Source organism: Paenibacillus sp. J31R120 (assembly GCF_056269225.1).
The window spans coordinates 790,038-810,093 of record NZ_JBWDNN010000002.1; the positions used below are offsets into that span (position 1 = coordinate 790,038).

The following is a 20,056-nucleotide window of genomic DNA, read 5'->3' on the forward strand; positions in this document are numbered from 1 at the left end:
GGGAGCGGGATATGAAGAATAACGTCGACAAGATCAATTTTCCTCAAGTTTTTATGATGTTTTCTTTGGCCAATGGTCTCGCCAGCCACGTCGTCGTGAATCCGATGATTCTGGACGCTTCGGGAAGAGATTCCTGGATTACGGCGCTCGTATCGGGTGGCCTGTTCCTGTTGTGGATGCCGCTCTTGTATTTCATTATGAAACGTTCCGGGCAGCAGCACTGGAAGTCATGGCTCTCCAGCCGCATATCGCCGATTGTAGCTTGGCTGCTTGTCATTCCTATCATTATTCAAATGTATATGATAGGCGGGATGACGACCATCCATACGGCTACATGGACGACGACCAATTATTTGCCCTTCACCCCCAAAATGCTGATGGTGAGCTTTCTCATCCTGTTCTGTGCCGCGATTACGTTGTGGGGCATTCGGGTCATTGCGGTTGTTTCCGGTATTCTGCTTCCGATCGTTGCCATTCTTGGCATCTTCGTCAGTGCGTTTAACGGTCCCCATAAAGATTATTCACTGCTGAAGCCCATACTGGAGAATGGTGTGCAGCCGGTCATGGACGGCGTCGTGTATGCGGGCGCCGGGTATGTAGAACTGCTGGCTATCATCCTGCTGCAGCATCATTTGAATAAAAAAATCAAGCTGTGGCAGCTGCTCGTATATGGCGCCTTTTCAACTATCATTACGTTGGGGCCTCTGCTTGGTGCAATTACGGAGTTCGGACCTGTTGAAGCTTCGCATCAGATGACTTCGCCCTATGAACAGTGGCGGCTTGTGCAGATCGGACAGTTCATCGAGCATCTTGACTTCCTGTCTATCTTCCAATGGCTTTCGGGAGCAAGCATCAGGATCAGCTTATCGGTCTATCTCTTGGTAGAATTGCTTCAGATCAAGCGCAAGCGGAGCAAATATTGGGCGATCGGCATCATCATGCTGAGCTATATCGTATTGACTCAGTTTAAGGTGAATGAGTATGCCTTCTATATATGGATGTACAAGTACTATATGCCGATATCGCTCATCATTCTGTTGGCATTATCGTTCATATGGATGCTTGTGGCTATGATTTGGGGATCTGCCAAAAAGGAGGAAGCGACTTGAGCAAGGGACACGAGAAGAGTGAGCCATGGACCGAGGAACGACTGCGGACATTGTTCGAGGGATCGTCCGATGTCATTATCCAGACTTGCAGGTACGGGGGCCAGAGCAGTCCTGAGGTTGTTATGGTCTATGCGGATGGACTTACCCGATCGTCTGATATTGGCCGCTTCGTGCTTCCTGAGCTGAATCGAATCTACGCGGAATATGGATCGTTCTCTGATCCGATTGATCGTTTGTCAAGCGTGCTGCCAATCCATGAAGTAGAGGCTCAAACGGATGACGACTTGTCCGAGATTGTGTTCGATGGACAGCTTGTTCTGTTGTTTCTGGATAACGGCGTGATGGGGAATATGAGCATAGCGGACAAGCCGACGAGACAGCCGTACGAATCAAGCACGGAAATATCGGTCAAAGGTCCGAGAGACGGCTTCATAGAGGACATCACCGTCAATATTGCGCTAATTCGCAAAAGGCTCAGATCCCAGTCGCTCCAGGTAGAAGAGGTTATCCTGGGACGGAGATCGCGCACGCGTGTCGGGCTGCTCTATTTCCGGGATATTATTAATCCGAAGATTGTTGAAGAAATTCGAAGTCGGTTAAGCACGATTGATGTGGACGGCATTATGAGCATAAGCCAAATTGAAGAGATGTTGTCGGATTCGACCCTGAAGCTGCTGCCGACCATGGACTTTACGGGACGTCCGGATTATGCGGTGAATAGTCTGCTGTCGGGTAGGGCTGTGCTTGTGGTGGATGGGCTTCCAATGGTATTGATCGCGCCAGCCGGCCTGTCACTCATTTTGAAATCGCCAGAGGATGCTCATTTCAATTACACCTACGTATCCTTCGCACGAATCATTCGGGGGATCAGCTTGTTTCTCTCCATCTTTCTTCCAGCGATATGGGTTGCGCTTATGTCCTTCCATCAGGATCAAATTCCGTTCCGCATGATGGCGACCATCTCCGTATCACGGCTTGGCCTTCCGTTATCATCGCATATGGAGATGTTCCTGCTTCTGACGCTGCTGGAGATATTCCGGGAAGCCGGTGTCAGGCTGCCCAGCTCCATCGGCCAGACACTGACGTCGATCGGCGGTTTGATTATCGGCGATGCTGCAATCCGCGCAGGGATGGTGTCGCCGTCCGTCGTTGTCGTCGGAGCGATCACGGCAGTTTCGGGCGTAACGCTGGTCAATCAAACCTTAAGTTCGCAGGTTAGCATATTGCGATTTGTGTTTTTCCTCTTGTCTGCGCTGCTCGGCATGTTCGGAGTCATTCTCGGCATCGTGCTGCTTACCAGCTACATGGCAAGCTTGCGATCTTTTGGCGTTCCCTATTTGTCGCCATTGTCCCCTCTTAACGTGAAGGAGCTGGTTGTTTCCTTCCTCCGGCTGCCTTATAGCTTGATGAAGAAGCGGCCTAGCGTGCTTGATACCATTGATTCAGATAGTCAGAAGGGAGGGGGAGAGAAATGACGCGGGCCAAGCAGATTGGCATCTGCATCTTGATCTGCTTGCTTACCGGAGGATGCACCCGGTTGCCGGAGGTGCAAAATATGGCTTACGCGACCGCAATCGGCATTGATTACGTTGATGGAAAGTGGATTGCCTATGCGCAAATCCTCAATTTTGCCACAGTCGCCCGAACTGAACAGATCGCCTTGGGCAAGAGTTTTCCGGTTTGGGTAGGCCAGGGGCAAGGGGATACGCTGGCACTCGCGCTGACGGATGTCGGCAGAACAGCGCAGCTTCGAATGTTCTGGGGGCATGTCAAGGTAGCGGTGATGTCAGAGAGTGCGATGAAAATGGGGGTTAACAACATCTACGGAACGGTGAACCGGTACCGGGAGGTTCGCTACAATGTGCTCGTCTATGGCACCAAACGTCCGATCAAAGATATTTTAACGCAGAAATCGATTTTGAATTTGTCACCGCTCGATACCGCCATGTTCACTGCGTCACAGATGAGCTCTGTGCAATCGATCGTACTCCCGGTTACCGGCAATCAGATTATTGCCTATTTGAATGAAAAAGGGCAGGCTGCTTATATACCGTCCATCGACTTTGATTCTGTGGATTGGACAGAGGATAAGAAGCCTAAGGAGATGTTCATGATCTCCGGCGCCTACTTCTTCCGCGATATGAAGATGACTGGCTGGATGTCTACGGATGAGTTGACCGGGGTTAGATGGTCCGATGAGCGGCTGGAGCGTACACCGATAGAGGTGGACAGGGACGGCGAGGCAGTGGCGACTATCATGTTCGAGCATCCAAAGATGCGCATTCGCCCGTATATGGAGGATGGAGAGCCCCAATTTGATATTCGGGTAGATACCGATGGATACGTCATGGAGATGGTGCAAGATACCGATCTGAAAAAGCTGACGCATTATGCAGAGGAGGATATCCGCGAGGAGATCGAGCTGACCTACCGGAACGGTTTGAGCATGAAGTGTGATCCTTTCGAGCTAGGCCAACTTTTATATCGAACCAAGCCGAAGGAATTCCGCCGAATTACGGCTGGCAAGCCGAATTTTTTGAAAAACGATTCCATTAAGAAAATTGATGTTCGCGTCCATCTGATGACGACAGGCAAGTATAAAGGAACCAAGCCTTGAATGAGGACATGTGATGGATACGGACAGCCGCATAAATGGAGCCTGGTGCAAAAATGGCTTTTCAGCATAAATGGAGCCCGCAACCCTGATAAGCTTTACCCAAGAAGCTGGATACAGGCTATATAAGTCCAGGCAAAGGGGGGGTCAGACGGGACGCGGGTTCTGTTCGTTGATAGCCGATTTAGCGGGAGGCCTGCGCGCTTCACTTTCTTTCTGCCGGCCGATTATGTTGCATCATTGCCCGATATCCGATATATTGCATATGAGTGAATCAGACTGAGGTGGTTATGTCATGCCAGTACCAAAAAACTTTGCAACACCGGCCAGATTATCGGCCAAGGAGCGGGCTTTTGCCCAAATCCAGCGCTGGATTATAGAAGGAACGCTGCTTCCCGGCGAGAAGCTGATTGACGCCGAGCTTGCCGAATCGCTAGCGGTCAGCCGGACGCCGATTCGGGAAGCCTTTCAGCTCCTTGAGATGCAGGGGCTGGTTACGCTGCAACCGGGCAAAGAGACCAGAGTTACGAATATAGAACGCGAGGATTTGCAAAAGCTGTATCCGACGCTTGCGGCGCTCCATGCGCTTGCAGCAGAAAGCGCGGCGCAGCTTGTTACGCAGGAGCAAATCGAGCAGTTGAAGGCGCTGAATGCGGAGTTCGCGCAGGCGATTGAAGCCGGACAGCCTTATCCCGCCATGGAATTGGACGAGCAGTTCCATAATCTCATTGTTGAGCTTTGCGATAATAGTTATGTGGCATCATTCAGCGCCTCGCTGCAAATTCATATCCGCAGATTCAAGTATGTATTCTTAAAGCAGCCAATCGCGGCTACGCTGGCTTCCGTCGAGGAGCATACGAAGATTATAGAAGCGTTGGAGCGCCGTGATTCGGATGGAGCGTCCGAGTGGATGAAGCGGAATCTGATCAGACCGATGCATGAGCTGGATGCGGTCATGTAGGGCAGTGTCGAATGGACTTTTGAATACAAGCAGAATAAAGAATCCCGGCGTTTCTATCCAACGCCGGGGTTCTTTTTCGTTGTGGGTGAGGCGGGCTATATGTAGCTTTTCCATAACACATCCTCAGCCGGACGTCTTGGGCTGGGCATGGGGTCGTTAGCCGGGTAGCCGATGCGGAATGTAAAGATGTTATGCAAGCCCGGGAGCGGAATCAGCTTCTCCATAGCCTGTCTGAAGCTGGGTGCAAGGTCCATGGCTTGCTCCCGGTCTATTCGTTCATTCGGCTGATTCATCGGCTGGATTGCCCATCCGTTCGCAGCCGCCCACAAGTGCATGCGCTGAAAGACGCGGCCGGCCTTAATCAGACTGCTGCGATCCCGATTCGGGATGAGCAGGCATGCGAATGCGCCGGCAGTCGGAACCTGCGTATCCCTTGTCGACTTGAGCCAATATTGATTGGATGTAGATTCGGATACCGGGAACAGCTTGCCGAGTGCCCGTGTGAGCGGTGGGCTGCCGGTTGCATCTAGTGTTGTGCCATCCTTCATGGCATGAAGCACTTCCCGGTCATGGCGGTACCAGCGATGGCTGTCTCTGGACTGTTCAGCATCCGAAATGATAGCCTCCGTAGCGCTTATAATGATGTCGCCCATCGTTGACCTCAGCGGCTCGTCCTGCAGCCATGCAAGAGTGACCTTCTCATCCGGGTGAATGAGTCCTTGCAAGGAAGTAAGCAAATTTGGAGGCAGCTCTGCTTTCTGCTGAAAGGCGGAACGGTCAGTATGTCTGGACGGGATGGCCCGGTAGAGATCGGAGATGCTCTTCTCTCCGGGCGTTAATACGATTCTGGCGACATGAATTTGATCATGCTCACCGGACATCAGTATTACCTCAGGTGTATAGCCGTTGGCTCGTGCTGACAGAGTCAAATTCTCCAGAGCGCAGCCAAGGCTGATATCCATCTCACGAAGCATAGGGTCCATCGAGCCCAAGTTTCTGGACACATCGGCAAAGAGATCGATGGCATCATCCGTGATGCGGAACAGCCAAGGCTGAGCATTATGCGCATTGGCGGCAAGAATGGCTGCCTTGATTAAGGGCATGGGATGAGGCGCCTCTTCCATGGCGCTATCCCAATCCCGCCAAGCTTCATAGGCAGGGCCTTTCCCTGCGGAGAACACGCCTTGATCGATTGCCTTCCATACGGTGCCGCCGGAGACGACGACGGCACCCGCCAAGGCAGCTTTGAGAAAGGTACGGCGTGATACTTGCGGTTCTTTAGGATCCATTTTCATCATCCTCCTTAGCATGCGACATATGAGGCGCCAGCAATGTCTCGATCAGAGAGACGCCTTTGGCAAATTGCTGTTCGTTAATCTCCACGCCATTCATCTCCAGGAAGGATAGCCAGTTCATAGCGATCATCCAGCAGACGGTCAGCGTCTGCTCGATATGGGCATCATCGCGAAAGGAATGGAGCACGCCTGCGGCAATGAAGCGCTTGGCAAAGTCGCCTTGCTCAAGGAAACGCTGCTTCGTCATGGCGATATGGCGGCTCTTCAGCTCCTCATCCTGCTGGAACAGAGCGATAGCTTCCCGGTAGAAGAAGCGATAACGCCAGAGCAGCTCGAAATTGTCATGCAGCTTGCTCTGCAGATCAGCAAGGCCGGGCTCGCGGTCGGAAGGGAGCTCCCATACGGCATTCCAATCGGTATACATAGCGTCCATAATAGCGCAGATGATAGCCGCTTTATTGGGATAGTGGTAATAAAGATTGCCGGGGCTGATGCCGGCTGCATCGGCGATATGGTTGGTCGATACGGGTCCGGTTCCTTCCGTGTTGAACAACCCGATCGCAATATGCAGGATTCGTTCTTTTGTGCGGCTCATGGGTTACCTCCATTTTAGAGTAATTACTCTAATCCGAAAATAGTGTATCCTATTTCGGGCTTCCATGCAAGCTCAGGCAAACAAAAAGCAGCCTGCCGAATCGATCGTCGATTCGGCAGGCTGTTTTAAAAGGGGGTAGAGGGGGGAGTGGTTAGCCTTCTGTGCCGGTAGCGGCTACGCACTTATACTTCTGTTTTACGACGTCTCTCCATGCAAAGTCTGCGCGCTCCATTGATTTGATGAGCAGCTCGGCTGTTGCGATGTTGGTAGCAAGGGGAATGCATTGCACATCGCACAGGCGCAGAAGTGCAATAATATCAGGTTCATGCGGCTGGGCGACAAGAGGATCGCGGAGGAAGATGACCAGATCGATTTCGTTGGATGCGACCATAGAGCCTATCTGCTGATCGCCTCCAAGCGGGCCGGACTTCAGCCGGTTAACGGCAACATTGCTTTCCATCATGATGCGCAAGCCCGTCGTGCCGGTGGCGTAGATGTCATGCTTTTCGAAAATATGCTTGTAGGCGATAACAAAGTTGACCATCTCGTTTTTCTTGGAATCATGCGCGATTAAGGCAATCTTCATGAAGCACCGCTCCCTCTTGGCATGGAGTCGTGTCGATCGACCGCTCCGTTCTGTAACGTATATGTTATATAATATAACATATTAATCGAAAAATGAAGTGTTATTTTTCAATTGTGTCAGATATTCTGACATTATAATGATTACTCCTCACCAATCAGGATCAATAGGCTGCTACGCCGCCGGAAAATTGACGATCGCTAACCGCTTCCAGATATTGAAAGCGGTTAAAAGATAGGCTAGACTAGGAAGGACGAGCGTTTCATGATATGGAATGCGCGGGAAGCGGCAGCCGATACATCGGATGAGGCCCGGCGTTCGTGGAGGTTGGGGAATGAACGAATGAATGTATGGACGAGCACGTTTTTGGAATCGATTCAAGTGGTGAAGGAGCACTTGAGCGGTGAATATTTATTTCTATTAACCGATGATAAAGGCGAATTGCTGGCCATGGATAACAGCGCGGAGATGAAGGATCTGGTTGAGCAGACTCCGATAAAGCTAGGTCTTGTGTTCACCAGGGAAAATTGCGGCGTCAATGCCATCTCCGAGGCGATGGAGCGGCGCAGCTCCGTCTACTTGAAGCCAGAGGAGCATGAAAGCCCCTTCTTCCAAAAGTGGCATTGCTACGCGATGCCGATGATGGCGGGCGACGTGCTCCTCGGCTATCTGGACGTCTCTACCGTCGATGAAGAGCTGAAGAGCGAGCTCATTGCGATTGCCAAGCTGATCTCCATGCATATGCGCAGCATTCCCGATATTGAGAACGAGATGAATAAGCCGGTATTGACCGATCGGCAAATTCATGTGCTCAGACTTATCTCGGAGGGACAGACCGTAAAGTCTATTGCGCATAAGCTGAAGATAAAGGAATCGACGGTGAATCACCATAAGAAAGTGATCTTTGAGAAGCTGGGCGCGCAGTCCAGTACGGAAGCCGTCAGTATTGCGGCCAGACGAGCTTACTTCTGAGAGGGCCGCTATATAGAAGCAGAATAGAAGCGCCGCTTGGGCCCTCCGATTGCCGGGGGAGCCTTTTTTAGTTGTACGTGCTAGGATGAGACTATTAGTTGAAAGCTGGCTGGGGGGATAACAAGGTGGGTTATATGGAAGAAGTCACAAGAGAGCTGTACGATTATCGTCCGCCGCTGACGAAGCGGGATGATTTTGATTCGTTCTGGCAAGAGACGCTGGAAGAAGCGCGGCAGGTTCCGTTGCAGCCGGAAAGAGCGGAGCTGGCCTATCCCATTAGGGGAGTGAAGGTATACGACATCGCCTACAACGGAATGGATGATACACGCATCAAGGGCTGGCTGTTGCTGCCGAGTAGAGATTCTGGAGAACGGCTGCCGTGCCTGATTCATTATCATGGCTTCTCCCATAACCGGGGTGAACCCTCCGATTTCATGCATTGGCTGATGTTGGGGATGGCCGTGCTATCCATCGATTGCCGTGATCAAGGTGGCGGGACGGGCAATTACGCCCATTATTCCCACGGCTTCATGAGCAATGTCGCAAGCAAGGGGATACATGACAAGCGGGAGTATTATTACCGCAGCGCTTATATGGATTGCTTGAAGGCAATTGACTTTGCCTGCGTGCAGCCGGAGCTTGATCCGGAGCGTATCGTAGTGGAAGGCGGGAGCCAGGGCGGCGCGCTGGGCATGGCTGTAGCGGCGCTGGACAGCCGGCCCAAGCTTGCGATGGTCGATGTGCCGAGCAACAGCAACCTGACAGCCCGCGTAGAGGGCAATCACGGGGCGTTCGCCAGCTTAGCCGACTATTTGAAGAAGCATCCGGAGCAGACGAATGTTGTGATGGATAACCTGAGCTATTTTGACACGATGAACATGGCCGATAAAATCAGTTGTCCCGTACTCGCATCCGTTGCGCTCAAGGACGAGACTTGTCCGGCACGGATGTACTTTGCCACCTATAACCGGATTACGAGCGACAAGGAGATTGTCATCTATCCGTTCAATGGGCATGAAGGCGGCGGCTCCAGGCAGAGGGAGAAGAAGCTGGCTTATCTGGCAGAAATGTTCGGGGACTGGTTCCATTGATGGCCGCTGGTAAAAAATGAGTTAAATTAAACTGGCCACTCCTCCGTTTTCATTCATTGGTTATGATGGATGAGTAATGATGATCGGAAGAGGGGCGGTAATGATGATCGAAAAGCTGGATCGCACTTCCTATGAAGGAATCGTTGCGGATACCTATGATATATGGTTCCCGGGAGAGAGCTTCGAAGATACGGCATTCTATGAAGCTTGCATGCGGGAGGCGCCGGGGCTTGCGCTGGAGATCGGATGCGGTACGGGCAGGCTGCTGTTGCCATACTTGAAGAAAGGTTACGAAATTCACGGCATGGAGCCTTCGCCCCGGATGCGCGAGCATTGCTTGGCCAAAGGAGAGAAGCTTGGCTTGTCCCCCGTCTTGCATGATCAGTTCATGGAACGTATGGATTTGGCGGATGTCTATCGCACCATATTCATCCCTCTGGCGTCATTTATGCTTGTGACGGCCAGGCAAGAGGCCAAGCGCGCGTTGAAGCTGATGCATGTACATCTGGAAGCAGGTGGTCAGCTCATTATTCCGCTGTTCATTCCGAGGGAGCAGCTCTCCGTCTCCAGGAAGGAATGGTCGGTCAGACGTGTTGGCGAACGGGAAGACGGTGCCGCCATTCTGTTGAACCAAGCTTCGGAGATTCAATTCAACGAACAGGTGCAAGTGCAGTGGAATCGTTACGAAGTATACGAGAACAGCGCTCTTGCAGAGACGTATTTCTCCGAGACGCGTCTTCGATGGTATTATCGCCACGAGTTTCAAGCGATGCTGGAGGATGCTGGTTTCAAGGATATTGCGGTATATGGCGGCTATGACCGCAGGCCGCTGGGCCATGACGATACGTTTATGATTTTCCGTGCGTGGAAGTAGGGAATTGAGGCCTAGGAGCAGATGACATTCTTCTTCATAAGACGAGCTTGGCATGTCGATTTTTTTATTGCCAGGATGTAGCAATACAAGTATGCTGAAGGAAGTAATGTCAATCTCTCACGGGACGGGTGAAGCGGTATGGGACAAGGAAAGGCGATCAATTCGCCGTGGATGTATGCGTTCGGCATGCTGGCGATGATGATTCCCAGTCATGCGTTCAGCACGTTTTACAGCTATTATTATGTAGATAAGCTTGGGCTGGGCCTTGCTCTGGCTACGCTCGCCAGAACAATCTTCATGATCTGGGATGCAGTGAATCAGCCGCTGGCCGGCTACTTCTCGGACCGGACGAACAGCAGGTACGGGCGCAGAAAACCTTGGATTTATGCGGCGATACCTTTGTTTATGATTGCCTTTGTGTTTGTATTCAGCGCACCGGACGGCATGAGTCAGATGGGGCTGTTCACCTGGTTCCTTATTGCCCTTCTGTTCTATGAGGCGATTGCGACGATTCTATGGGTTAATTACGGCGCTTTATTCCCGGAGTTGTTCCGCGGGGATACGATTCGCAAGAAGGCATCCGCTATTCAGCAGGGTTATCAGATCGTGGCTATTTTGATTGGTTCTGCTGTTGCGCCGATTCTGTTCAACGCGCTTGGCTTTGGAAGCATGTCGATCATCTTCGGCTTGATGTTTGTTGTGTTTATGATTCTATGTATGCGCTTCACACAGGAAGATACAGCCTATCGCGATACACCGAAGATGGGATTGAAGGAATCATTTGCCGCCACGCTGACGAATAAGCCGTTCTGGATTTTTAATATCTCCAATTCATTCGCCCAGACGGTCAACGGCTTGCTAAGCTCCATGATTCCGTTCTACGCGAAGTATGTGCTTCGTGTGGATGAGAATATGGTTACGTTTCTGCTTGCGTCCATCTTCGTGTCGGTTATTCCGCTTGTTGTTGTCTGGTTCTGGATTATTAAAAGATTGGACCCTGTCAAGGCATGGCGCTTGTCGCTGCTGGCCTATGCGGTGTCGGTCATTCCGCTCTGGTTCGGCAGCACACTGCTGGGCGGCATTCTAGCCGGCATTATCGTCGGCTTCGGACTGGCGGGCTTCCTTGTCACGCCGCCTGTCGTCAATAGCTTGATCATCGACCGCGACTTCGCGGAGACAGGGCGCAGGCGCGAGGGCGTCTACACGGCAGTCAGCGGCTTTATTACGCGCTCCAGTGGCCTGATCTCCGCGCTCGCTTTCCTCATTGTGGGCATGATATTCGGTTATGAGAGCGGGGAAAACCCGGGTAATGATCCTGAGACGACATTCCGCGTATTGATTTCAGTTGTGCCATTGCTGCTGCTTTTGGTATCCTATATCTTATCTTATTTTGTTCGATTAAGAGGTGACGAGGATGTCGGCCATCACGGATAAAGCGCAGCAAGACGACCTCATTGCGGCGGCTGTGGCCTTTGCCAAAGCATTTCATGAGAAGGATGATACAGGGCATGACTGGTGGCATATCCACCGCGTGTCGAAGATGACGGAGCGGCTTGCCGATGCGGAAGGTGCGGATCGGTTCGTAGCGCTGCTTGCCGCGTTGCTGCATGATGTGGCGGATGAGAAGCTGAACGATTCGAAGGAAAGCGGACTGCGCCGGGTGCAGGACTGGCTGGAGAGCCAACCTGTTGCAGCGGAGGATCGCAGGCATGTAATCGAGATTATCTCGACGATGTCATATAATGCGGGGCTGAACCCGCCGATGCGCACCTTGGAGGGCCAGGTGGTGCAGGATGCGGACCGGCTGGATGCGATCGGGGCGATTGCGATTGCAAGGTGTTTCCTGTATGCGGGCAAGATTGGCGATCCCATCTATGATCCGGGCATTAAGCCGCGTGATTCGATCACAAAGGAGCAGTACCGCAACGAAGGCAGTACGGCGATCAATCACTTTTATGAGAAGCTGCTGAAGCTCAAGGATCGGATCAATACGCCATCCGCCAAGGCGATTGCCGAGGAGAGGCATCGCTACATGGAGCAGTATATCGCACAATTTCATGCGGAGTGGGACGGACTTCTCTAGCTTTGTTGCATGCCCTTGTTCGGTTATGATAGGGTAAACAAAGCAACGATTATGGGAATAGGGGTATACATCATGTACGAAATTACGATGGATTTGGTCACCGACTGGATCAATACGGTCAAGGAAGTGTTGAACAAGTCCGGTTATGTGCTGGAGGATGGATTATCGTATGAGGAGATCGCACTTCGCTACTTCCTTCATTCGCAGCCAGAGGATGTAGCCGAGGCGCTTGCGGCCGATACGATGCGGAAGCTGCGGGAGATGGAAGAGATCATTATAAGCCATATGGACTCCACGATCGTACCGGATATACGAACGCGGACCCGCTATGAAGGCAATGCCTTCCACTTCAGCTGGGTGTACAATGAAGGCGAGCATATTATTGAACTGAATTCGGAATACCGGATTCCGCTATAAGTTAAGGACTCACAAAGCCTATCCTTGTTAGGCTATTCTTACTTATTAGTTGGAAGAGACCGTTTGGCGGGAAGCGCCGAGCGGTCTCTTTGTCGTGAGCCGACCGCTGGCGTATTCGAAGGACCTGCGCAGGAATTACAGGAGGCTGGCTGATTAGCACATCCAACTTCGGGGTATTCATGGCTAACAAAGGAAAAGGAGGTCATGACGATGAAGGGCAAAAAATGGCTGTTTGCGGCAATCGGCATGGGTGCGACTTATTTGCTGAAGAACAAAACGGCACGCCAGAAGATCGGTCACGCGCTCCAAGCATTTTCTCGATCTAAAAAATAATGGGTTCGCTGTTTCAAACTGGCGGAATAGGGTTAAGGAAGATCAAGCAAGTCGTTGCAGGACCTTCGGAACCGGCGGCGGCTTGCCAACTAAAACGAAAGAGGTGCATGTCCATGAGTCAAACAGATACGGCATACCGAACAGGTGAATATGTTCAGCAAGAAGGCGACTATATTTGCGAAGCAGGCCGCCGCACTGCGCTCAAGGAAGGGGATAAGTTTCCGTACTGTCCCGTGACCGGCCTCGATACGAACTGGTATTACGCAGTATAACATTAACTATACGTTCTCCAAACCCCCCTCATAAACATGCGGTCCTTAAGCCCCCCTGCTTAAGGACCGTATGTTTTTTTGTGATGTCCGCCATTAGGCTGCAGCCCGTGCAACCCTTTACTATTTCTTAACGCCTGCATAATATGCCGTTTATATTCTCCTCTCATAATTGGAACTAATTCTGCTAGACATTTTGTATTCGATTTGGAGGAGATTGTGTTGAAGAAAAAAGCAGTACGCGCTATTCTCGCAGGCTGTATGGCATTATCCGTATTATCCGCATCGGCGGTATCCGCTGAAGATGTGACTCCCGTCAAAGCCTCCCCATCGAAGAATTTGATCGTGCTCATCGGCGATGGCATGGGTCCTGCGCAAGTGAGTGCGGCACGCAACTATCTCATGTACAACAAAGGCATCAACCACCTGACGCTGGACAGCATCTACGTCGGACAAGCGACGACGTATGCAGACCGCGGAGAAGACGGCGGCACAATTGTATCGGGCGTCGTAACGGATTCCGCTTCCGCAGGTACGGCCTTTGCAACGGGCAACAAGACATATAACGCGGCAATCAGTATTTCCAATGAAGATGTAGCTGTTCCATTCGCATCTGTCCTCGAAGCAGCTGAGCTGTCGGGCAAAGCGACTGGCCTCGTCACTACGGCGCGTATTACGCATGCTACACCAGCTGTATATGCATCCCATGTCAGAAGCCGCGACAATGAAGTGGCAATCGCTTCGCAATATTTGGAGAGCGGCGTAGACGTGCTTCTGGGCGGCGGCAGCTCTTTCTTCCTGAGCAAGGATGAGAAGGGCAAACGCTCCGACAAAAGCATTATCGCGGACTTCGAATCGAAGGGCTACGACTATGTGACGGATAAAGCAGGCCTTAACGGGCTGGGCGCTGACAATGGCAAAGTGCTTGGATTATTCGGCGGCTCCCATGTCTCCTACGTGCCTGACCGTACGGATGCGGTGCCAACGCTAGCGGATATGACGAACAAGGCGCTGAGCATTCTTTCGAAAGAGGAGAAAGGCTTTGCGGTCATGATCGAAGGCGGGCGCATTGACCACGCTTCCCATGCGAACGACTTCCCGACGACAGTTCAAGAGGTGCTTGATTTCGATGCAGCCGTGAAGGTTGCTCTTGATTTCGCGAAGAAGGACGGCAACACATCCGTTGTCATTACAGCTGACCATGAGACTGGCGGCTTGTCCCTGTCCCGCGACAACATTTACGAATTGAATCTGGACCTGTGGGATCAGCAAAATAATTCGTCTGAATTCATCGCAGGCAAGCTGAAAGAAGCCAAAACGATTGAAGAAGTGAAGACAATTGTACATGCCAACACATGGATTAAGGACTTGTCGGATGAAGAAGCGGCATACATTTTGGCAGGCGATGGTTCCTCCTATGCACAGGAAGGCGGCTACAATGCGGTTATTAGCAAAAGATTGCTGATCGGATGGAGCGGCCATGGCCACTCCGCAGTCGATGTAGGCGTATGGGCGTACGGACCAATCGCTGATCTGGTGAAAGGCCAAATCGACAATACGCGCATCGCAACAGCTTCCGCTGAAGTCATCGGTGTAGACTTGGCTGATGCAACGGCTAAGCTGCAAGCCAAGTACCTGTACCCGAAATTCAAAGTAACAAGAGACGGCCAAGTGCTGTATCCGGCCAAAGCGCTTGCTGAGACGCTTGGAGCGAAAGTGGTATGGAATGAGTCGAACCGTACGGCATCGATTACGCATAACGGCAATACGATTGCGGTTAATCTGGACAGCAAGCAAGTAACCGTTAACGGTGCTGCCTCCAATCTGGCGAGCGACGTGGACAACGGCAAGCTGTACCTGCCGCTTGAAGCTTTCAACACATTGACTGGCCAAAAGATGACCTGGGATGTTTTATCCGAAAGAATCGTGAAATAAGCATTCGCTTCGCTTGAAGGAATGAGATCGCAAACAGGGGAGCGTTGCTCTCCTGTTTGCTGTTTGGGATGAATAAGCAAGGTGAGGTCAGGGAGGTTCGGGCATGGCGGACATGATTAAGGTAAAGGGCTTGCAGAAGTCATTCCCTCACCAGCAAGGCGCGCAGCTCATTATTGATATTGAAGAGTGGGGCGCTCAAAGCGGTGATGCGATTGCATTGCTGGGTCCAAGCGGCAGTGGAAAAAGTACGTTCCTCCACTTGTTAGGAGGCGTGCTGTCTATGGACAAAGGGATTCTTGAGGTTGGCGGGCATGCCGTAAGCGGGATGAAGGAGTCGGAGCGGGATGCATATCGGGCCGGAATGGTCGGCTATGTATTTCAAGACTTTTATTTGGTGCCATCGCTGACGGTGAGGCAGAACGTCGAATTGGTGCTGCCTCGTTCGATGGGAAAAGCGGAGCGGATGACACTGCTGGAGGGATGGTTCGAGCGGGTAGGGCTCCGAGAGCGGATGAACCAGCTGCCGTCTAAGCTGTCTAGAGGCCAGCAACAGCGGGTGGCCATTATCCGGGCGATGATTAACCGCCCCCCGCTTATATTGGCGGATGAACCAACGGGAAGCTTGGATTGGGAGACGGCTGCTGACATTATGGGGCTTCTATTGGATGTATGCGCGGAGAGTGGCTCGACGCTTGTGACGGTGACGCATGACCGCCATTTGGCGGAGCTGTTCAAGACGAGACTTGATTTTGCGAGCATCAATAAATGTTTGGGCGGTATTCAGCAGCCTCCTCTGTCGACGGGACGTTCCGTCGTTGGAGCCGAGGGGGTGCGGGTATGAGCGGATGGACGTATGTATGGAGCAACGTGAAGCATCGGGGATTTCTGACGGTATTGACCGTTATTGCGGTAACCGTGACGGTAGCCCTGTTTTCGCTGCTGCTAATGAGCAAGGACGGCGTCGAGCAAGGAGCGAAAAAAGGGTACGGGCCGTTCGAGCTGGTTATTGGCGCGGACGGAAGCGAGTCACAGCTCGTCTTGAACACCTTCTACCGGGTGGGCGCCCCTACGGGCAACATCCCGCATCGGTTGTTGGAGGAAATTCGCGAGAGCGGGGAAGCTGATGCCGCATTCGGTATGACCACTGGCGACAGCCATAATGGATTCCCGATTGTGGGTATAGATCCCGCTTATTTTCTGACGCGCTACGAGGATCGCAGCTTGGCTACCGGGAAGTTGTACGGCGACCTTGGAGAAGTGACAGTCGGGGCTGCTGTAGCCAAGGCGCTGAATCTGAAGGTCGGAGACACATTCAGCGGGGCGCATGGACTGGTCGCCCATGTGGATCTGAGCGACCTTGATGAGGACGGATATGAGGAATCCGTTGATGAGCATCATGCGGAGGAAGAGCATGCGGAAGCCCTACATTCGGAGGCTGATCACGCCAATGAAGGAAATGGGGATTCTGCCGCTGGCTCGGATGGTCATGGGGATGCGCATGCAGAGACCGAACATTCCGAGGCTGAACACGCCAGTGAAGGGCATGAAGAGTCTGCTGCTGGATCGAATGGTCATACGGATGAGGCGCATGCAGAAGCTGGATATTCCGAGGCTGATCATGCCAATGAAGGACATGGGGATTCTGCCGCTGGTTCGGACCATCATGGGGATGCGCATGCAAGCTTTGTTTATACTGTGGTCGGCATATTGCCCAAGTTGAATACGGCGGATGACCGGGCAATCTTCACGACCATGGATTATGCCTGGGCTGTTCATGAGACGAATGAAGCTCAGCGTGAGATTACGGCGATCATGATTAAGCCTGAATCACTGATGAGCGCACAGACACTGAAGCTCCAATATGACGCTCTCGACAACGTTCAGGCGGTTTATTCCAGCAAGGCAGTTGCCGATGTGCTGAATGTGGTGGATAGCGGCTCGCAGCTTTTGATGATCGTTATGTTGATTTGCGCTCTGTTAGCAGCTTCGACGCTGTTATTGGCACTGATGTCTTCTATTCAAGAGCGCAAGCGCGATGTGGGTTTGCTTCGATTAATCGGTAAATCGAGAGCTTATATTCTTTCTTGTCTGATTGGGGAAGGTGGAGCACTCACGGCGGCGGGTATTGTGCTGGGTTTTTTAGTAAGCCGGCTGGCAGCCTGGTGGCTGGGTGATTATATGTTCACGCAGACGGGGGTTCAATTGCAGCCGCTGCAGATGGCAACGAGTGAATGGCAATTGATCGCAGCCGCTTTGCTGCTGGGTATCGCTGCATCCATCGGACCGGCATTCCGTGTGTACCGGACAGATGCGCTTACTCTATTCAGAAACTAAGGAGGGAATGGGATGATTAGTTATCGTAGGCGTGTTGTTCGTGCCAGTATCGGATTACTGGCTGCAATGCTCATGCTTAGCGGCTGCGGAGCGGCCAAGACTGTGTCTGGTGACGCAGGCTCCTTCGGTGATGCAGTAGTTGCTGAGGTTGGTGGAGATGCTGTTAGAGAAAATTTCGTTATCGGTGAAAAGGATGGCAGGAGCAGCGAAGATCGTCATGCGTCCAACTCTATTGAAAATGCTCAGACGGCTGCTTCTGGCGGAGATAAGCAAACAGAAGCGAAAGAGCAAGTCAAGAATGAGGGGAAAACAAATGAAACGACTGCGACTCTTCTAGATGACGATAGTACGGGAACGGGAAGCAGTCAGGCAGGGACTAAAGTTGGTGAAAAGAATGAGGTTACGAGTAACAGCGGGATGTCTGCTGGAGCGGGTGAGAATGTTCAGACTGGAGCACAGCCGGGTTCCGGCAAGCCGGAGCTCCCGAGCGGGGCTTCGGATAATAAAGGTACGACATCAGTTGGTCAAAAGACGAATCAAGGGACAACTGGTGCATCGGATGGTTCAAATGGCAAAGGGGCAAGCGGGCAAGGTAGCTCGGCTTCTTCGAATGGTTCGAATCAGGAGCAACCGGCCAAGTCTGGAGCAGATGGGAAATTGGATGCAGGCGCAGGCAAAAAGCCAACGTCTGCGGGGGGATCTTCCGGCAAATATCCGCAAATTGGATGGAATGAATTTTTCGATAATGAGGAGCAGACGACGCCTTCCGACCGGTTCTGGGATTTGGCTGATGACCGGAAGACGGTTCAAATTAAAGGTTTTATGGGCGAGGTGCTTTCCTTCGACCAGAATTGGTTCCTGCTTATACCGGAGCCAGGCGCGGAGTGTCCGTTCGATAACGGGGATGAGACGTATTGGAACAAGATTATGATCGTATTCGTCAAAGATGGCTCCAAGCTGCGTTACACGAACAAGCCGCTCAAGCTGACGGGCCGTTTGGATGTCGGCGTCAAAGTCGACGAGTCCGGCTACAAAACGATGTTCCGCCTATATGATGCCAAGTTCGAAGAGATTAAGGAGTAGGGAGCGAGCTGCAAGCCGAGAAACTCGGCTTAGAGCGCCCTCCGAGCCACGCGCACATGCTGCAAGCCGAGGAAGTCGGTTTGGAGCGCCTGCCGAGCCGCGCGAGCATGCTGCAAGCCGAGAAACTCGGCTTAGAGCGCCTGCCGAGCCGCGCGAGCATGCTGCAAGCCGAGAAAATCGGCTTAGAGCAGCCGCCGAGCCGCGCGAACAAGCTGCAAGCCGAAAAATTCGGCTTGCAGCTCTCGCCGGGCTGCACACGCTCAGCCGGAGTGCGCCAGCGAGCTGCACAGCCGCCTGCTTTGCGAACATTTAGCAGGATTGGTTGAAATAAGAAGGTCCGAAAAGTTGACAGGGAGTCATGAAATCTGGCATACTGGCGAAAGATAATTGATATATCAACTAAATGAGGCGGTATGCGATGAACGAGCAAGGGACGGAGCATGTCGGCGTGATCATTCATACGATAGACCTTGAAATTACGAATTACTTGAAGCATCGGCTGGGCCAATATCAGCTGGCGCCCGAACAGCATCTGGTGATGGCGCTCCTGCTGAAGCAAGAGGGCTTGACACAGATCGAGATTGCGGACCAGCTTCGCAAAGACAAGTCCGGCATGACCCGTATGCTGGCCAGTCTGGAGAAGAAGGGCTTTATCAAGAGGCAAGGCTGTCCGAATGACCGTCGATGCACGAAAGTATATTTGACAGATGAAGGCCGCTCGCTTAGCGGTTATATCGATATGATCACGAAAACGACGAGAGAGCTGTTCGAACGGGGTTTCACGAATGAAGAGCAAGAAGAGCTTATTCGCTTGCTTACGAAGCTTCGCGAGAATGTGCAATTTGCCTCTCAGATGCCGCAAGGCTAGCAGTCTGACCCCTTTGGTTGATGTATCAACTAGATAAACTATTTTGGAGGGAAACAAGATGAAAGTAGCAGCAATTATCGGTAGCGTGCGCAAAGAATCGTACAACCTGAACCTGGCGCGTCATATGCAAAAACGCTACGCAGGCCGTCTGGATATTGAAATTGTAACGCTGAACGAAGTAGAAATGTACAACCAGGATATCGAAGCAGTGCCGCCGACAGGCGCTCAATCGGTTATCGATAAAGTGAAACAAGCGGATGCCGTGTTATGGGTAACGCCTGAATACAACGGCTCGATCTCCGGCGTTCTGCATAACATGATCGATTGGCTGTCCAGAGGAGAGAAAGTGCTAGTTGGCAAGCCATCCATGATCGCAGGCGCATCGATGGGTCAACTAGGTACGGTAAAGGCGCAAATGCATCTGCGCGACATCCTGTTCGCTCCTGGCGTGAACTCGCCGCTGCTGCCTGGCAACGAAGTGTATGTAGGCGTAGCTCATGAGAAATTCAACGCTCAAGGCGAACTGACACATGAGCCGACGATCGCGTTCCTTGATCAAGTTGTGAACAACTTCATCGAGTGGCACAACCGCCATTCGAAAGGCTTCAACTAATAACATGAGTAAGCAAATCCCCCGCCC

The 20,056-nt window shown here is 52.1% G+C and carries 22 protein-coding genes; 19 read left to right on the top strand and 3 right to left on the bottom strand.

From position 1 onward, the window contains the following. Positions 1-11: 11 nt before the first annotated feature. The 4 genes from AC0YNW_RS10070 to AC0YNW_RS10085 all read left to right on the top strand — a co-directional run bounded on the left by AC0YNW_RS10070 (position 12) and on the right by AC0YNW_RS10085 (position 4,684). Positions 12-1,109: a GerAB/ArcD/ProY family transporter gene (locus AC0YNW_RS10070; RefSeq protein WP_475831833.1), complete on the top strand. Its 1,098-nt coding sequence runs from the start codon at positions 12-14 to the stop codon at positions 1,107-1,109. After that, positions 1,106-2,584, top strand: coding sequence for a spore germination protein (locus AC0YNW_RS10075; RefSeq protein WP_387469887.1), 1,479 nt, complete (start codon positions 1,106-1,108; stop codon positions 2,582-2,584). Before AC0YNW_RS10070 ends, AC0YNW_RS10075 begins: the two co-directional genes overlap by 4 nt. Then, positions 2,581-3,726 carry a Ger(x)C family spore germination protein gene (locus AC0YNW_RS10080; RefSeq protein ID WP_475831834.1) on the top strand — a complete coding sequence of 382 codons (1,146 nt, stop codon included), beginning with the start codon at positions 2,581-2,583 and terminating at the stop codon, positions 3,724-3,726. Before AC0YNW_RS10075 ends, AC0YNW_RS10080 begins: the two co-directional genes overlap by 4 nt. A 292-nt stretch (positions 3,727-4,018) precedes the next feature. Next, a complete protein-coding gene (locus AC0YNW_RS10085) occupies positions 4,019-4,684 on the top strand; it encodes a GntR family transcriptional regulator (protein WP_387469883.1) in 666 nt (221 codons plus the stop codon). A 95-nt stretch (positions 4,685-4,779) separates the two neighbouring features. Here the strand turns inward: AC0YNW_RS10085 and AC0YNW_RS10090 are convergent, their stop codons facing one another. The 3 genes from AC0YNW_RS10090 to mgsA all read right to left on the bottom strand — a co-directional run bounded on the left by AC0YNW_RS10090 (position 4,780) and on the right by mgsA (position 7,160). Beyond that, positions 4,780-5,973, bottom strand: a complete 1,194-nt coding sequence (locus AC0YNW_RS10090; protein WP_475831835.1) for an Acg family FMN-binding oxidoreductase — start codon at positions 5,971-5,973, stop codon at positions 4,780-4,782. Continuing rightward, positions 5,963-6,574, bottom strand: a complete 612-nt coding sequence (locus AC0YNW_RS10095; RefSeq protein WP_475831836.1) for a TetR/AcrR family transcriptional regulator — start codon at positions 6,572-6,574, stop codon at positions 5,963-5,965. The genes AC0YNW_RS10090 and AC0YNW_RS10095 overlap by 11 nt, the downstream gene beginning before the upstream one ends. Before the next feature lie 151 nt (positions 6,575-6,725). Beyond that, complete coding sequence (gene mgsA / locus AC0YNW_RS10100; RefSeq protein ID WP_387469877.1) at positions 6,726-7,160, bottom strand: methylglyoxal synthase; 435 nt, start codon at positions 7,158-7,160, stop codon at positions 6,726-6,728. A gap of 261 nt (positions 7,161-7,421) precedes the next feature. On the opposite strand from mgsA, the gene AC0YNW_RS10105 reads away from it, so the two are divergent. The 15 genes from AC0YNW_RS10105 (at position 7,422) to AC0YNW_RS10175 (ending at position 20,029) form a co-directional block, all read left to right on the top strand. Further along, positions 7,422-8,129: a helix-turn-helix domain-containing protein gene (locus tag AC0YNW_RS10105; RefSeq protein WP_387469875.1), complete on the top strand. Its 708-nt coding sequence runs from the start codon at positions 7,422-7,424 to the stop codon at positions 8,127-8,129. A 98-nt stretch (positions 8,130-8,227) separates the two neighbouring features. Beyond that, complete coding sequence (locus AC0YNW_RS10110; RefSeq protein WP_475831837.1) at positions 8,228-9,220, top strand: acetylxylan esterase; 993 nt, start codon at positions 8,228-8,230, stop codon at positions 9,218-9,220. A gap of 100 nt (positions 9,221-9,320) precedes the next feature. Continuing rightward, complete coding sequence (locus tag AC0YNW_RS10115) at positions 9,321-10,094, top strand: class I SAM-dependent methyltransferase (protein ID WP_475831838.1); 774 nt, start codon at positions 9,321-9,323, stop codon at positions 10,092-10,094. A gap of 138 nt (positions 10,095-10,232) precedes the next feature. Further along, a complete protein-coding gene (locus AC0YNW_RS10120; RefSeq protein WP_475831839.1) occupies positions 10,233-11,528 on the top strand; it encodes an MFS transporter in 1,296 nt (431 codons plus the stop codon). Next, entirely contained in the window at positions 11,509-12,177 is a 669-nt protein-coding gene (locus AC0YNW_RS10125) for an HD domain-containing protein (protein WP_475831840.1), read from the top strand. Before AC0YNW_RS10120 ends, AC0YNW_RS10125 begins: the two co-directional genes overlap by 20 nt. Positions 12,178-12,249: 72 nt before the next feature. Then, positions 12,250-12,594 carry a hypothetical protein gene (locus tag AC0YNW_RS10130; RefSeq protein WP_387469865.1) on the top strand — a complete coding sequence of 115 codons (345 nt, stop codon included), beginning with the start codon at positions 12,250-12,252 and terminating at the stop codon, positions 12,592-12,594. Positions 12,595-12,804: 210 nt separating this feature from the next. After that, positions 12,805-12,927: a hypothetical protein gene (locus AC0YNW_RS10135; RefSeq protein ID WP_475831841.1), complete on the top strand. Its 123-nt coding sequence runs from the start codon at positions 12,805-12,807 to the stop codon at positions 12,925-12,927. A gap of 113 nt (positions 12,928-13,040) precedes the next feature. Continuing rightward, a complete protein-coding gene (locus AC0YNW_RS10140) occupies positions 13,041-13,199 on the top strand; it encodes a hypothetical protein (RefSeq protein ID WP_387469861.1) in 159 nt (52 codons plus the stop codon). Positions 13,200-13,457: 258 nt separating this feature from the next. Continuing rightward, positions 13,458-15,131, top strand: coding sequence for an alkaline phosphatase (locus AC0YNW_RS10145; RefSeq protein WP_475832203.1), 1,674 nt, complete (start codon positions 13,458-13,460; stop codon positions 15,129-15,131). A 103-nt stretch (positions 15,132-15,234) separates the two neighbouring features. Beyond that, complete coding sequence (locus AC0YNW_RS10150) at positions 15,235-15,972, top strand: ABC transporter ATP-binding protein (RefSeq protein ID WP_475831842.1); 738 nt, start codon at positions 15,235-15,237, stop codon at positions 15,970-15,972. Beyond that, positions 15,969-17,465: an ABC transporter permease gene (locus AC0YNW_RS10155; RefSeq protein ID WP_475831843.1), complete on the top strand. Its 1,497-nt coding sequence runs from the start codon at positions 15,969-15,971 to the stop codon at positions 17,463-17,465. The genes AC0YNW_RS10150 and AC0YNW_RS10155 overlap by 4 nt, the downstream gene beginning before the upstream one ends. A gap of 12 nt (positions 17,466-17,477) precedes the next feature. Next, complete coding sequence (locus AC0YNW_RS10160) at positions 17,478-18,548, top strand: hypothetical protein (protein ID WP_475831844.1); 1,071 nt, start codon at positions 17,478-17,480, stop codon at positions 18,546-18,548. A gap of 56 nt (positions 18,549-18,604) precedes the next feature. After that, the gene (locus tag AC0YNW_RS10165; protein WP_475831845.1) at positions 18,605-18,874 is read left to right on the top strand and encodes a hypothetical protein; all 270 of its coding nucleotides are present in this window, start codon (positions 18,605-18,607) and stop codon (positions 18,872-18,874) included. A gap of 92 nt (positions 18,875-18,966) precedes the next feature. Beyond that, the gene (locus AC0YNW_RS10170; protein WP_387469851.1) at positions 18,967-19,416 is read left to right on the top strand and encodes a MarR family winged helix-turn-helix transcriptional regulator; all 450 of its coding nucleotides are present in this window, start codon (positions 18,967-18,969) and stop codon (positions 19,414-19,416) included. A gap of 58 nt (positions 19,417-19,474) precedes the next feature. After that, positions 19,475-20,029, top strand: coding sequence for an NADPH-dependent FMN reductase (locus tag AC0YNW_RS10175; protein WP_475831846.1), 555 nt, complete (start codon positions 19,475-19,477; stop codon positions 20,027-20,029). The last annotated feature ends 27 nt before the right edge of the window (positions 20,030-20,056 follow it).